The organism is Pseudomonas sp. NPDC090208, from assembly GCF_044746785.1.
GTDB lineage: Bacteria > Pseudomonadota > Gammaproteobacteria > Pseudomonadales > Pseudomonadaceae > Aquipseudomonas.
Genome location: NZ_JBIVCU010000023.1, coordinates 42,437 through 57,812 on the forward strand (window position 1 = coordinate 42,437; position 15,376 = coordinate 57,812).

Sequence of the window (15,376 nt, forward strand, 5' to 3'; positions counted from 1 at the left end):
CGGACTGCTAGGGTGCCAAGCCATGCACCAGCTCCGGGGTGACGTAGTGCGGGCCGTCGAACAGGTAGATGGGGTAGCCGGCGTAGGCGTTGAGTTGCGGTTTGAGTTCTTCCAGGGTCGCCGGACGGAAGCCGCCGCCGACTTGCGGGCGGAAGGCTTCGGCGATAATTTTCACGCGCTGGCTGCCGAGCCGTTCACGCAGAGCGTCGGCGTAGGTGCGGGCCACTGGCGCGGTGCGGGCGTAGACGCCGACGCCGTCCTGAAAGAACACGCCGATGTCACCGGGCAGCCACTCGGCCAGCCACTCGGCCGTCGCCTGCGGGCCGATGTTGGCGCCGTCGTAGACGCTGATCCACAAGGGCCTCGGCAACTTCGCCAGCAGCGCCGGCAGTTCGCGGGCGCGGCTCCAGCTGGGGTCGACTTCGGCGGGGAAATACCAGCCCGTCACGTTCAACGGCGTCTTCACCTGAGCCATGCGCTCGGACAATGTCGCCAGCTCTTCGATATTGTCCCGCGAACGATTTTCGCTGAAGAATCCGGCCAACCCGACGATCACCTCCCGCGCCCACGGCTCACGGGCGATCCGTTGCCAGTCGGGCAGCACCGGCACCTCCGGCAGTCCGGAGCCAGGCACGAACGCCTGCCCGTCCACCGCCGTCCACTGCACCAGCAATTCGTGCGCACCGAGCTTGTCCCACTCCCCCTGAATGCCGACCGTGGCGTTGTCCGGCTGCCAGACAATACCGGCGATGTCCGGGCGCACGCGCTGGCCCAACTCATACAGCGCATAGACGGCCACACCGAGGCTGCCGATCAACAAGGCAGCGACGGTCGCTTGCAGCACGCGGGAAAAATCTTTCACAGCGGCCTCACCATGAATAGGTCAACCGGGCGAACACCCCTTGGGCGCTGTCGTCGCCAAAGACTTTCTCCCGGTATTGCACGGACAGGTCAATGTACGACTGCGGCGCCTTGTGCCGGGTTTCACGGAACCAGTAACGCACGCCAATGCCGACCCCGGCGCCGCCAGCCTTGTCCGACGAGGTGCGGCTACGTCCGAAGCTGTCGACCTCGCTGTGCATCTTCGAGTCGTAATCGGCCGCTGCGACCACATGGGGAAAGATCACCAGCCGCGGGCTGATGCTGTCCAGGCGGATGCTGCGGCCCAGTTGCCACTCGCTGTTGAAGTAGTTGCGCTTGTCACGCAGGTAGCGCCCGCCTTCGGCGTAGAACTGCGAGGTCCACCAGCTCGGCACATCGACCCGCAGATCGGTGCCGATGCTCGATCCGTACCCCAGCCGCACCAGCCAGTCGCCGTCGACATTGGAACCGGCCAGCGGAAAGGTGCGCTCGAACGCGGCCATCACGTTGTATTCGGTGAACGGCTTGATGCGCACGCCGACCGCACCCTGCAAGGCATCCAGGCCTTTGTCGTTGCCGCTTTCCTTGTTCCACAGGGTGTCGGTGACGCGGCCGTACAGCTCGACGAAACGCGCATCGCGATAGCCCTCGGGCCGCCAGAACACCTCGGTGCTGTTCTGCACGCTGTCGTTGCTGCGGTTCGGCGCGCCGCTCAAACCGCTGCTGGTGCTGGCGCCCCGGTACGTCGTGGTGTTGGTCACGCCCCATTCGCGGGACAGGTCGGACACCGCGCGGCGGGTGTCGAACACCTGTTGATCAGGCATGTGCAGGTCGCCGGTCTGCTGGTAATCCAGCACCCGGTGGAACCAGGCGATGGCCTGCACGTCGTCCGGTGCGCGCATGGCGCTGTAGGCGGCGTCCTGGGTCTCTTTGGGCGAAAGACCGCTGCTGCGGTCGACGCGGCGGAACTCCTCCATGGCGGCTTTATCGTCTCCGGCCTGGCTGAGGAAATAGGCAATCTGCACCTCGTCGCCCGTCTTCAACTGACCTTTGGCCCGCGCCTGTTGCATCAGCGCCAGCGCTTCCTTGGGATGCCCGAGCGCGGCGTGCAGCGAGGCCTGCTCACGCAGCGGCAAGGTGCCGACGGCCAGGGCCTGGGCGAAGTCCTGCTGCGCACCGCGTTTGTCACCCAGGCGCATGCGCATCTGCCCGCGCTGGGCCAACAGCGTCGGGTCATTGCCCTTCAGCGCCAAGGCTTCGGTCGCCGCCGAACGGGCCTCGGCGTATTGCTCCTGGGCGATCAAGGCGCTGACCAACAAGCGCCGGTAAGCGATCTCCTGCGGGAAGCGCCGTACCACGTCGCGGGCGTAACTTACCGCCTCGTCGTTGTCGCCCCGGGCCAGCGCCGCGTAACCGGCAGCGGCGACGTTGACCGCCTGCTGTTCGTGAATCGAATCCAGCCGTCGGGTCAGCTGCGGCAGCGGTCCGAGCACCGCCACGGCATCGTTGACTGCCCGTTCTGCCTCTTGCAGATGCTGCTGCCGCTGCAGCGCTTCGATCAGCATCATCCGGTAATCCGGGTTCTTCGGTGATTCGCTGATGGCCTTGCGCGCGAACTCGGCAGCGCGGTCGTAGTCGCCGTTGGCGTAGGCACGCAGCGAGCGATCGCCACTCAGATAGCCCGGTTTGCGCCGGGCATCGGGGTAGCGCTCGGGGTGATCACGGCGGTCCTTGTCGCGCTCGGCGAGCAGGATCAGCTTGCGCAGGCGGTCGACATCACTGCGCTGACGCAGCGCCTCCTGGGCTCTGGCAATCGCCAGATCGTAGTCTCTGGCGTTGTAGGCGGCATAGGCCTGATTGGCGATTTCATAGGCCGGGCCGGTCAACGCCAGCGGCAGGATCTGCGGCTGCGTGCTGCTGCTGAACTCGGCCTGACACAACGCCGGCAGGACACTCAGGCCCAACAGTATCCGTCGTTTCATGAAGGCTGCTCCGTCTGATCGTCCGTTGATGCAGGGCGCTGCTGCCGCGCCACCGCCTGTTCGATGGTGTCCCGTGAGAGCACGCCGCTGTCGACCAGGTAGTCGCCGATGCGCCCGTGTACATGGGGGCGGTAGTCGAGCATGGCGCGGTCGAAGGTCTGCCGGTCGAGCCAGCCCTGTTCGATCAGCAGATCGCCGAGCAACGGCGTCGCCACCGGCAACGACTGACCGGCCACCGCATCAAGCCTGCGCAGTTGCGCGACGATTTCGCTTTCGCGGGCGATCAGTTGCACCGGCTCGACGCCCAGCTGTTCAGTGAGCTGGCGCAGACCCTCCTCCGGCAGCGGGCTGGCCACGGCGATTTCCGGGCGACCCTGGATGTCCAGCGCCAGCGGCACCACGCGCCAGCGCAGGCAGAACTCGTCGGCCAGACGTGATGCGCTCTGCACTTTGTCCGCCACGTTGAACACCCGCGGCAGGTCGTTCTGAAAGGCGATGGCTTCGGCCAGGGTTTCGTCGTCGAGCCAGCCATGGCTGAGCAGGATGCGCCCCAGCGGCACCTGCCGGGTCTGCTGTTCGGCCAGCGCCGCTTCGAGTTTTTCGTCGTTGATCGCCTGCCACGACACCAGCACGCTGCCCAGCTTGCGCGGCGCCCGCGCCACCAGGTCGGTGGACGGAAAGTCGTGCATGGTCTTGTCCCACACCAGCTTGCGGTTGAGCAGCTTGCCCAGCAGGAACAGGCGCCAGGCGCGGGCCGCGGCCATGAAATTGACGAAGTTGCCGACCACCATGCGCGGCATCGACAGCAAGCCGTGCTGCCAGCCATAGATCGCCGTGGTGAAGTAGCAACGGTGGGCCATGCGCCAGAGCAAGGCGATGCCGTTGGCGATCAGCAGGTCGCCGACCAGGCCATCAGTGTCGAACGGCGTCGGAAAGCTGGTGTTCCACAGGCCGCTGGCGCGCAGCACGATCAATGCCAGCAACTGGGCGAGGATCACGTAGGCGATGATGCTGACGAACGAGGTGACCACGCCCTTGCGGTCGCGAAACAGCAGATAACGGTTGGCCAACGAGCCGCTCCAGCCCATCTGTTCCCAGCCTTGCAGGCCGATGCCGAGGGTCCAGCGGGCTTTCTGGCGGAACGCGGTGCGAAAGGTGTCGGGGAAGAACTCGCGCACGCACAGCGGCATTTCCAGGGTCGATTCGTAAGGCGGGCGGAACCAGGATTTGCGCAGGATGCGGTACTGCACCGGGAAGCGCACGAAGATCGCGCTCATGCCGTAACGGGCCAGCCGCGCGCCGACGTCGTAGTCCTCGGTCAGGCTGTCGGTGTTGAACGGCTGGTTCCGGGTTTCATCGGCCAGCACCTGCAATGCTCGCCGCGAGAAGCAGGTGCCGACGCCGGCCGAGGGCACGCTGTCGCTCATGCTTTCGCGCACCACCAGATCCTTGCCGTGCCACTCGGCGAACTCGTCCATGTAGGTGCCGGCGACCCACTCGTACCAGTTGCGCTCCAGCGACACCACCGGCAGCTGGATCATGTCCTTGCGCGGCAGCAGGTAGTTGAACAGGCGCAGCTCAAGCGGGTGCAGCACGTCTTCGCTGTCGTGCAGCACCACCCCGGCGAAGGTCACGCCGTGGGTCTGCTCGTGCAGGAAAATCGCCTGGATCACCCAGTTCAGGCAGTCGGCCTTGCAGGTCGGCCCGGCATGGGGCACTTCGACCCGGTGCAACTGCTTGTAGCGCCGACGCATGCGCTCGACTTCATCGATGGTGCGCTGGTCGTTGACGTAGGTGCCGACGAAGACCATGTAGTTCTGGTAGTCCAGGGTCGAGACCATGTTCTCGATCATCGGCGCGATGACGTCGTACTCCAGCCACGCCGGGACCATGATCGCCAGCGGCTGCTCGTCGCGGGCGATCAACTGGTCGGCGGTCAACGGCCGGTAACGGCGCTCGGCGGTGAACTTGCGATACAGCCGCCGCGCCCAGTACCACAGGTCGATGAGCAGATCGTCCAGGCTCGACACCAGAATGATCGCGGCCACCACGATGGTCGCGATTTCCAGGCCGCTGTAGTAATGGGCCAGCCAGTAGGGCCAATAAAGCGCGGTCATCGCGGCGCCCGTCACTGACGGTTGCGGCGGGCGCGACGGCCGGCCAGCAACAGCACGAGGAAGGCGATCACCCCGGCCGGAATCAGCCACAGCGCCGACGGCGTGCGCCAGGCATCGAAGCCCTTGGGCTCCTCGTCGTCGATCATCTGGCTGCCGCTGGGGTCTTTGGCGTCGAAAGTGGTCAGCGGGCCGTTGCCGGCCAGAACCGTCACGTTGCCGCGCTCCAGCAGCAGCAGCGGCCGGGTGAAGTCCGGGGCCTGCCCGCCGAGGGTGCGATAGAGCATGCCGTGCTGGCTGCCGGATTCGACCACCTGCAAGGCCGCCAGGTGGTTCAGCGATTTGACGTCCAGCAGGTTCTGTTGCTGGTGGCGGATCAGCAGATGGCCGTCGGCATCGACCTGCAGCGCATCGTCACTGCCCTTGACCGGCAGCTCGAAAGCCAGAAACGCCTTGTCCGCCGACACTGCGCTGCCGTCTTCGCTGACCTTGAGTTCGGCCCGCAACGGCGACACGCCGCTGGCGCTGGCGACGCGAATCACCTGCGCCAGGCTGCTCGCCGGGCGTTGCAGATAGCCCTGGGGCACCAGCACCTGCGCGCCGCTGGCGAAGCGTGCCGCCATGCCGGAGAAGTCATCGTCCAGCGCGCGTTTTTCAAGGGTTACATGGCTGCTCGGCAACACCGCTACCGGGAACGCCTGCGGGGTTTCTCGGCACAGGTCGCTGACCGGCTGACGCTGGAACGACACGCGCAAGGTGTTCTGCGCGGCCAGCGCATAACGCGGAATACGTGCCTCGATGCGTTCTTTCTCGCCATCGGCGTTGAGTTGCGCGGCGCCGATCAGGTAATCGTTGAAGAACACGCTGGCCACCGGTGGCGTGCCGGACGCGCCGGGCGCCGCGGCCAGGTCGATGGTCGCGTTGACCGGGGTGCGGCCGTCGTAGGCGATGCTGCCGAGGGGGAAACTGGCGCTCCAGTCGGTCTTCGCCAGCACGTCGATACTGCCGGGTTTACCGCCCAGCCGACTCAGCGCCACGCGACCGTCGTCGCTGAGCGGCAGGTTGCCCTCCTCGCCTACGGTCAATTGCCGGGTTCGCGCCAACTTGTTCCAGGCGGCGCTGAACAGGCCGATGGCCTGGGGCGCGGCGTTCTGATCGATCATCAGCAGCGGGCGATTGCCGAGCAACGCCAGGCGCACATTGTCAGAGCCTTGCAGCGCTGCACCGGCATGGCGCTGGCGCCATTGCGCAAAGGCGTTGCCGGCACCGGCGTCGAGCCCCTGAATCTGCCGTTGCAGGGCGTCGAAGGCGTCGTTGACGGCCTTGAGCAAGGCTGGATCGCTGACCGCCAGATCGGCGTCGAAACCCGGTGCCTGACCGAGCATCAGCAAGGCGCCGATCTGCGCCGGATCGTCGAGGGTGTGCAGGCCCTTGCCGTCGAGGCTGGCAAATGCCGGAATGGCTTTCAGTTCGGCGGGAATGTTCAGCCCGTTCAAATCGAGACTGCTGCCGACCGCTGGCAGCGGCAGGATCCGCGCCTGTTTGCCGATGCGCTCCAGCGCCACACCGAGCCGCCATGCGGCGTCGTAACTGGCTGTCGACAGGCTGCCCGGCGCCACCAGAATGCCCGGTTTGCCCGGCAGCGCATTCCACGCCGCGCCGACGTCCTGCAACTGGCTGGCGTCGTAGCTGTAGCTCAGCCGGCTGTGCGGATCGATGCGCAGCACGTTGCCGATGGTGCGCTCGTCTTCACACTGCAGGCGCGAGACGATCGACGACCAACCGATGCCCAGGCGCAGCGAGCCGGTTTCCCGTGGCGACTTGTCGACGCCCAGCACCGCGCTGGCATCGCCCTCGGCCTGACTGAGGCCCAACGCCCGCACCGGATAACCGTCCAGCGACAACAGCAGCGTATTGCGCCCGGCTTCGCCGTTCAGGTAACTGGCGTCGAAATACAGCGTGGCGTCGGTCAGCGGCACATCGGCGGGCACCGGCAGGTACAGCTCGCGGCGGCTGTCGCTGGCATTGAGGATGATCGGGCGGTCGATGCCCAGGTCCTTCAGCTCGATCACCCGTTGCTGGCGGGTATCGGCATTCAGGCGGCTGATCGCCTGGCTCAACGGGCTTTCGGCGGCCAGCACGGCGGGCGTGGCGGCCAGCAGGCAAACGCCACAGGCAAGGGCATGCAACGCGCCCGCAGGCACGGAAACGGTAGACGTCATTCGGTCGGTTCTCGATCAAGGCGAATCGGTTGTGGCGGCCCGGGAGCGCGTCATCGCGGATGAGTCCGCTTCCACAGGGCAGGCATTCGGCGGCTCACGCAGCTCAGGCTGCATGGCGGGCATTTCGTGCCGTCGCTAATGCAGACTGGACACCGAACGCAGTTGTACCGGGCGCTGCTGGCCTTCCTCGCTGAAGCCGTTCGGCAGCTCGGCAACGAACTCCTGCACCGGGCGCCCGAGCAGCGCATCGACGATGCGTCCGCAGGCCTTGCCGTCGCCGTAGGGGTTGGCAATCTGCGAGGTGCGCCGCCACAGTTGCTCGTCGTCGAACAACGCGCACACGCCGCGCACGATGCTGTCCGGATCGGTGCCGACCAGGCGCACGGTGCCAGCGGCCACCGCTTCCGGGCGCTCGGTGACATCGCGCATGACCAGCACCGGTTTGCCCAGCGATGGCGCTTCCTCCTGCACGCCGCCGGAGTCGGTGAGCACCACATGGGCGCGCTGCATCAGGCGCACGAACGACAGGTAATCCAGCGGCTTGATCAGGTGTACGTTGGGCAGCTCGCCGAGATGCTCGGTGACCGGCCCCAGCACATTGGGGTTGAGGTGTACGGGGTAGACGATCTGCAGATCGTCGCGGCTGGCCAGGGTACGCAGGGCCTTGCAGATGTCGAGGAAGCCGTCGCCGAAATTCTCCCGGCGATGGCCGGTGACCAGCAGCAGCTTGCGTTGCGGATCGAGAAAGCCGAACTGGCGGTCCAGCGCCGCACGCAGCTGGCGATTGCGTTCGATGCGCTCGGCGGTCATCTGCAGGGCATCGATGACGGTGTTGCCGGTGACGATGGACTTGCCCTGCAGGCGCTCACCCAGCACGTTGAAGCGCGACTGCGCGGTCGGTGTGAACAGGTGCTCGGCGACCAGATCGATGCTGCGCCGGTTCATCTCTTCCGGCCACGGCTGATGGATGTCGCCGGTGCGCAGCCCGGCTTCGACGTGGGCCACCGGAATGCGCCGGTGAAACGCCGACATCGCCGCGACCATGGCCGACGTGGTGTCGCCGTGCACCAGCACGCGGTCGGGTTGCGCCTGTTCCAGCACCGGGTCGATGGCCGCGTACAGGGCGGCGGTCAGGGTGTTGAGACTCTGCCCCGGCGTCATCACATCGAGGCGGTAATCGGCGCGGATGTCGAACATGTCCAGCACCTGCGTGAGCATGCTCTGGTGCTGTCCGGTGATGCAGACCTGCGAGTCGATGTCCGGTTCTGCCGCCAGTGCCTTGACCAGCGGTGCCATCTTGATGGCTTCCGGACGCGTACCAAAAATCGAAAGGACTTTAAGCCTTGAACGTTCACTACCCATTCATTCCCTCCCGCGCATCTGACATGCGCCGCACTACAGAGTCTTCGAATTACAAGCATTCGAATCACTGGCAGGTTGTTTTTATCAACGGGCAGAAATCGCAACGTAACGTGGCTATTCACTTCACGATGTTCACTTCACTGTGACGAGAGAGCACTCCATGCACCCGAAACAGCAAAAATTATTAGCAGATAAAAACCGTGATGCAAAAGGTTTTACAACAACTTGTACAAGTTTTTCGAGTTTAAACTTTCGCCGAAAATCACGGTCAATCAAGGGTTTTGTCGTGTACGGAGGGGATGATGCTCGACGCCATGGAGTGAGCCAGAGTGTGCTTTCGTCGCGAGCAAATGTAAAGGATTGAACTTATCGGCAGCTTTTGCTGTCGCGAAAATTCAGTGAATTATTTAACTTCGGTGACAGGACAAAGTGTAGTCGGGTTTAAGCAAGTTCATCGAAGCGCGAGGGTATTCGTTTGGGGCGCACTGTTGCAGTCAGACACTTGATATTGAATGGACAGGCCATCGCGAATGAATTCGCTCCCACAGGTTAATCGCATGTATCTGTAGGAGCTTAATCGCACGTATCCGTAGGAGCGCGCTTGCCCGCGATGACAGTGTGTCAGTCGATATCTCCGGGTCTGACACACCGCCATCGCGGGCAAGCGCGCTCCTACGAAACCTACGGCTGCACCTTCAATTCCAGCACCCGGTCACGGCCACCTTCAGCCAGCAGATATTGACCATCGCCGGTGCGCAGCAACTCTTGCGGTGCGCGCAGGTTGGAGAGGATCACCCGCAGCTTGCCGCTGTTGTCCAGCAGCCACAGACGGGCCTGGTGAGTCTGGTCTTCGGTGATCCACAGGCCGCGCTCGTCGCACAGCAGAAAGGTCGGTTCCTTGAGCCCTTCGACGTGTACCGGGTCATCGCCGTTGGCCGACACCTGCCGAACCACGCCCTGCTCCTTGACCGTGTAGAGCATCTTGTCGCCGCACAGTTCGACCGATTCGGATTCGCTCAAACCGCTGCGCACCACTTCCAGCGCCTGGGTACGCGAGTCATAGCGCAGTAGCCGGCCATCGCCCTTGCGGTCTTCGATGGCGTAGAGCAGCGGCCCGTCGGCCTTGAGCCCCTGCACGTCCTGGCCGATGAACAACGGCGTGACCTTGCCGTCCTTGAGCAGCGACACCGGCGCATTGGCGGTTTCCTGGCTGAAGGCATGGCCGCCGAGGAACGGGGTCAGGCCGTCGGGTTTGGTCAGCTTGTCGACCAGCAGCGTGCGCTGGCCGTCCGGGGCGATGCGCCACAGCGTGCCCTGACTGTTGCGCAATTCTTCGCTGACCAGAATGTTGCCGTGCTCGTCGATACCCAGCGCGGCGGCCTTGCGAATGTCGCTGTAAGCCACCCGGTAATCCCAGCCGCTGGTGGCCTGGACCGGATAGAAATGCTGCCAGCCGAAGAACCCGGCCACCGCCACCAGCCCCAGCCCGACCACCGCAACGCCCCGGAAGAAACCGCGCTTGCTGCCCAAAACCGCTTTCGTCATGTCACGCATCACCCATGTTCGAGGACCGGGCAGACTCCCCGATATCGACCGATGACGCAACCCTGTCGTCAGACAACACTCGCTGTCACGCCAAATAACGGTGGAACCATTCCAGCGTCCTGTCCCACGCCAGGCGCGCTGCCGCATCGTCGTAACGCGGCGTCGAATCGTTGTGAAAACCGTGATTCACACCGGGGTAGATGTAAGCCTGATAGGTCTTGCCCGCCGCCTTCAACGCCTGTTCATAAGCGGGCCAGCCGTCGGTGATCGGCTTGTCCAGTTCGGCGTAGTGCAACAGCAGCGGCGCCTTGATCCGCGCAACGTCTTCGGCTTTCGGCTGACGTCCGTAGAACGGCACGGCGGCGGCCAGTTCCGGATAGGCCACGGCAGCAGCATTGGACACTCCGCCGCCGTAGCAGAAGCCGGTGATGCCGACCTTGCCGGTAGAAGCCGGATGGGCGATCAGCCATTCGATGCCGGCGAAAAAGTCGTTCATCAGTTTTTCCGGATCGACCTTTTGCTGCAGTTCGCGGCCCTTGTCATCGTTGCCCGGATAGCCGCCGACCGATGACAGCCCATCCGGTGCCAGGGCGACAAAACCGGCCTTGGCCAGGCGCCGGGCCACGTCTTCGATGTAGGGATTCAGACCACGGTTCTCGTGTACCACCAGCACCGTCGGCACCTTGCCGCTGGCCTTGGCCGGACGCACCAGATAACCGCGCACCGTGCCGTTGCCCTTGGGCGAATCGTAGGTGATGTACTCGGCAACGATGTCCGGGTCGGTGAATTGCACCTGCTCGGCCAGCGCGTAGTCCGGGCTCAGCGACGCCAGGATCGAGGTGGCGGTCATGCTGCCGAGGGCGAACACGGCGGCACGGTCGAGAAACTCCCGGCGGTTGATCCTGCCGTGTACATAGAAGTCGTACAGTTCGAGCAACTCGGGGGAGAAATCCTTGGCAGTCAGGCGGGTCATGGGCGCTTTCCTCTTCGACGGTTTCGGCGTGTCGAAGCACCGGCGATGGCTCCGACATCGAGCCTTCCAGTAAAGCAGCGATTCGTGACGGGGGCGTCATGGGTTCCCCACAACGGCCAATACCGACCCCGCAGCAGGCTGGCTTGCCAGCGGTGGCCTCCTTGAAACGCTGACGCCGGCAAGCCGAACTGCCACAGAGGGGCAGCATCAAGTCAGAGACGGCGTGGTTATTTTCAACTGGAAAAGTTATCAGCGTTACTTATCAAGCTATCCACTTACTAGCACGACAAACTTGAATAACAATATCCGACCAAATACAAAATTGGCGCTGCGCTTACACGCACCACCTACAACTTCAAGATAAACAGATCCTCAAACTCTCGACACCGAGCCTGATAAACCCTGACCGCTCATCCAATAAACGCTACATACAACACCCTACCTGTAGACATCCGTTCTCCTGTACATAGCAATTTCATTGCCAACCCTTAGACGCTCATCAAAAAATCGCATAACCTGTTGATTATGCTTGATAAAAAATTCCAAACGCATCACTGAAATCCATAAAAACACCCACCCAACTGTGGGGGGAGCACCACCAAAAACGAGTGTTTTACGCACTTTTCAACCGATCATCGGCACTGAAAAAAATATTACCAAATATATCTTCCATTTTTTTCTGGCGGCGCTACATTCACTCTCAGCGGCCCCCTGTCTTTTTGCCAGGCGCAGTACCGACACGTAAACAGTCGATATATGCCACCCGCCACCCACCCGCCTGTTACAGCCAACGTGTCTTTACGCGGACGGGGTTTTATTGCGCCAAGTTTTACAACCACAAGAACAACGCCGGTAACCCCTCATTCAGAGTGCCGTTATCATGAACAACCTGATCAGCTTTCGAATCCTGCGTTTGAGCTGCGCCCTTTCGGCCAGCCTGATGTGCGCACCGTTTGCCGGCGCCGCCACTCCGGTGGAGGTCGTAGACCCCGCCGCCGCCGACATTCCCACCCTGGCCACCCTGCGCGGCGTGGTGCCGCCCGACCCGTCCGGCACCGAAGGCGGCCGCAAGGTCGACCTGATGGGCGACTTCGTGCTCAACCGCGACGCCGCCATCCGCCTGGGCAAGGCCCTGTTCTGGGACCAGGACATCGGCAGTGACGGCCTCACCGCCTGTGCCACCTGCCACTACCATGCCGGGGTCGATCACCGCATCACCAACCAGCTCAACCCCGGCGCGGCCAACACCAATGCCAACGCCACCACACTGTTCAACAAGCCGTTCATTGCGCCGAACATCCCGGGCGATGTGCCCTCCTACGCCACGCTGTCCGGTGGCAAGGGCGGCCCGAACTACACCCTGAAGAAAACCGACTTCCCGACCCACGTGCTGGCCGATCCGCTGGACCGCAACTCGGCGATCGTCTATTCCACCGACGACGTGGTCGGCTCACAGGGCGTGTTCGATGCCAACTACGTGCGGCCGCGGCAATCGCGTTTCGACCGCTGCACACCGCAGACCGACCCGCTGTTCATGATCAACAAGATCGCCGTGCGGCGCAGCACCGGGCGTAACGCACCGACCGTGATCAACGCCGCGTTCAACGTGCGCAACTTCTGGGACGGCCGGGCCAACAACGTGTTCAACGGCTTCTCGCCGTTCGGCAACCGCGACCCCGACGCCGGCATATTCGTCACCACCGAGCGCAGTGCCGGCGTGGCGAGCAAGGTCAAACTGGCGCTCAACGATGCGTCTGCCGCGTCTCAGGCCGTTGGCCCGCCCGGCAGCCCGGTGGAAATGTCCTGCGGCGGTCGCACCTTCGCGGACATTGGCCGGCGCATGCTCGACTCGCTGGTCTTGAGCCACCAACGCATCGCCACCAACGATTCGGTATTGTCGGCAATGGCCGTGCGTCGTCCGACCTACCGCGACCTGGTCAAGGCGGCCTTCCATCCACGGCTGTGGAACGCCACCCAACCCGTGACCCTGGGCGACGTCAGCTATGCGCAGATCGAAGCCAACTTCTCGCTGTTCTTCGGCCTCGCCATCCAGATGTATGAGTCCACCCTGGTCTCCGACCAGACCCCGCTGGACGCTTATCTGCAAGGCAACACCCAGGCCATGGACGCGCAGCAGATCGAAGGCATGAACCTGTTCACCGGCAAGGGCAAATGCGTGGCCTGCCACGCCGGCCCGGAACTGACCAACGCCGCCACCCGCCTGCGTCTGGAACCGCGTGAACGCATCGAACGGATGCGCATGGCCGACGGCCTGATCACCCTGTACGACAACGGCTTCTACAACACCGGCGTACGGCCGACCGCAGAAGACCTGGCCGTGGGTGGCAACGACCCGTGGGGCAACCCGCTGTCCTTCACCCGTCAGTACAACAGCATGCTGCAAGGGCAGAATGTGCCCGATCCGTTCGAAGTCGATGTGTGCAAGTTCGAAGAACCGCTGAGCCCGGCCATTCCGTGCGACGCCACGCTCAAGCCGAATGTCGGCTTCCGCGACTCGGTGGACGGCGCGTTCAAGACCCCGACCCTGCGCAACATCGCGCTGACCGGTCCATACTTCCACAACGGCAGCCGCTCGACGCTCAAACAAGTGGTCGAGTTCTACAACCGTGGCGGTGACCGTCGAGGTGAAGACGCCAATAACACCAGCGGCTTCGATCACCCGAGCGTCAACCAGCACAACAACTCCAACCTCGATCCGGACATGACCAACCTGAACCTGACCCCGAGCGAAATCGATTCGCTGGTCAAATTCATGGAAGTCAGCCTGACCGACCCACGGGTTGCCTGGGAACGCGCACCGTTCGACCACCCTTCGCTGACCATTCCGCAAGGTGAAGTGGGTGACGAAAACAACGTGACAGCCCGTCCGACCGACGCCAGCTCCACCACGCCACGGGCCAAGGACCAGGAAATCATGCTCCTGCCGATCGGCGCCACTGGCCGCCGCACCACCGATGGACCGTTGATGCCATTCGCCAACGATCTTTAAGGCGACGTTACAGCCGCCGGCCACGATGACGATCGTGGCCGGTTTTTTTTGCCTGAGCGTTCGCTGCCCCCTGTAGGAGCTGGCTTGCCCTGCGACCGGCTGCGAAGCAGTCGTAAATCCGGCAATCGCGGTGGGTCAGGAATGCATAGTCGCCAGATTTTACGACGGGTTCCCCGCCGGTCGCAGGACAAGCCAGCTCCTACAGGGGCCAGGCGGTGCTGCATGGATATGTCTCTGTTTCAAGACGATTTTTTCCATCCCCCCGTGCAACTTGCCTGTAATCGCGCAGTCCTATCGGCGCCCTGATTCTCGTCCGTCCGGTTCACAGGGAGCGAAACCGGTCGGTCGTACCCGGCGCATTCAAAGCACTCTCCCTCTCGTTCGATCTTCTGAGCCGTTCGCCCCATGCGTGTATCTGTTCGCTCGTCCCGTCTTGCTGCGCTGTGCTGTGCCTCGCTCCTTTACCTCATCGCTCCCCCCGCCCATGCCGACGGCGAACGCCAACTGGCGGCGGCGATCAACGCCTATCGCTCGCACCCACAGCGTTGCGAGGGCCGGGTCGCGTCGGCCATGGCGCCATTGTCGTTGAAGTCCAGCGTGACCCTGCCCGTAGGCTACGGCGGCAGCTTGCGCCAGGGCTTGCAGGCGGCGGGCTACCAGGCCAAGACCGTGGAGGCCATTCAACTGGTCGGTGCTGGCGATGCCACGGCCGCGTTCGCGATGTTGCAGCGCGAGTACTGTGACTCGCTGCTCGACAGCCAGGCGGCGGACATCGGCATCAGCCGCGCGGGCAGCCGCTGGCAGCTGGTGCTGGCGCAGCCGTTGGTGGACAAGCACCTGCCGGACAATCGCACGGCAGACAAGACCCTGCTGGCACAAGTCAACGCCGCTCGGGCGACCCCGCGAATGTGCGGCTACCGGCGTTTCCCGGCGGCGCGCCCCTTGAGTTGGAGCGGAACGCTGGGCAACGCCGCCATGGGCCACAGCCGGGCGATGGCCAACCAGAACTACTTCGCCCACCAGGACCCTGACGGTGACACGCCCTACGACCGCGCCCGCTCCGCCGGTTTTCGCGGGCGTCAGGTCGGCGAGAACATCGCCGCCGGGCAAGGCTCGCCGAGCCAGGCGATGCAAAGCTGGCTGGCCAGTCCGGGCCACTGCGCCAATCTGATGAACCCGATGTTCACCCAGGTCGGCGCGGCCTATGCAACCAATACCCGCAGCGATCTGGGGATTTACTGGACGATGGTGTTCGGCGCGCCTTGAGCCCGATTTCACCGCAAAAAATGATCCGGTGGGAGCGAATT

The 15,376-nt window shown here is 63.8% G+C and carries 9 protein-coding genes; 2 read left to right on the forward strand and 7 right to left on the reverse strand.

All coding sequences use genetic code 11. The features are described from left to right. Window positions 1-7: 7 nt before the first annotated feature. The 7 genes from ACIPL0_RS27780 to yghX all read right to left on the reverse strand — a co-directional run bounded on the left by ACIPL0_RS27780 (window position 8) and on the right by yghX (window position 11,059). On the reverse strand, window positions 8-880 hold the full coding sequence (locus ACIPL0_RS27780; RefSeq protein ID WP_400599606.1) for a DUF4434 domain-containing protein: 873 nt from the start codon (window positions 878-880) through the stop codon (window positions 8-10). Next, entirely contained in the window at window positions 870-2,843 is a 1,974-nt protein-coding gene (locus ACIPL0_RS27785) for a tetratricopeptide repeat protein (RefSeq protein ID WP_400599437.1), read from the reverse strand. The genes ACIPL0_RS27780 and ACIPL0_RS27785 overlap by 11 nt, the downstream gene beginning before the upstream one ends. Beyond that, a complete protein-coding gene (locus ACIPL0_RS27790; protein ID WP_400731633.1) occupies window positions 2,840-4,960 on the reverse strand; it encodes a glycosyl transferase family protein in 2,121 nt (706 codons plus the stop codon). The genes ACIPL0_RS27785 and ACIPL0_RS27790 overlap by 4 nt, the downstream gene beginning before the upstream one ends. A gap of 11 nt (window positions 4,961-4,971) precedes the next feature. Next, window positions 4,972-7,179 (reverse strand): hypothetical protein, encoded by a 2,208-nt coding sequence (locus tag ACIPL0_RS27795; RefSeq protein WP_400599439.1) that lies wholly within the window; start codon window positions 7,177-7,179, stop codon window positions 4,972-4,974. Window positions 7,180-7,314: 135 nt separating this feature from the next. Next, entirely contained in the window at window positions 7,315-8,541 is a 1,227-nt protein-coding gene (gene wecB / locus ACIPL0_RS27800; RefSeq protein ID WP_400599440.1) for a non-hydrolyzing UDP-N-acetylglucosamine 2-epimerase, read from the reverse strand. Between the two features lie 681 nt (window positions 8,542-9,222). Next, a complete protein-coding gene (locus tag ACIPL0_RS27805) occupies window positions 9,223-10,086 on the reverse strand; it encodes a hypothetical protein (RefSeq protein ID WP_400599441.1) in 864 nt (287 codons plus the stop codon). A gap of 85 nt (window positions 10,087-10,171) precedes the next feature. Then, window positions 10,172-11,059 (reverse strand): YghX family hydrolase, encoded by an 888-nt coding sequence (gene yghX / locus ACIPL0_RS27810; protein WP_400599443.1) that lies wholly within the window; start codon window positions 11,057-11,059, stop codon window positions 10,172-10,174. A gap of 940 nt (window positions 11,060-11,999) precedes the next feature. Between yghX and ACIPL0_RS27815 the strand changes: the two genes are divergently transcribed. Together ACIPL0_RS27815 and ACIPL0_RS27820 are read left to right on the forward strand one after the other, a co-directional pair. Beyond that, the gene (locus tag ACIPL0_RS27815) at window positions 12,000-14,069 is read left to right on the forward strand and encodes a cytochrome-c peroxidase (protein WP_400599607.1); all 2,070 of its coding nucleotides are present in this window, start codon (window positions 12,000-12,002) and stop codon (window positions 14,067-14,069) included. Window positions 14,070-14,474: 405 nt separating this feature from the next. Continuing rightward, window positions 14,475-15,335 carry a CAP domain-containing protein gene (locus tag ACIPL0_RS27820; RefSeq protein ID WP_400599445.1) on the forward strand — a complete coding sequence of 287 codons (861 nt, stop codon included), beginning with the start codon at window positions 14,475-14,477 and terminating at the stop codon, window positions 15,333-15,335. Window positions 15,336-15,376 lie beyond the last annotated feature (41 nt).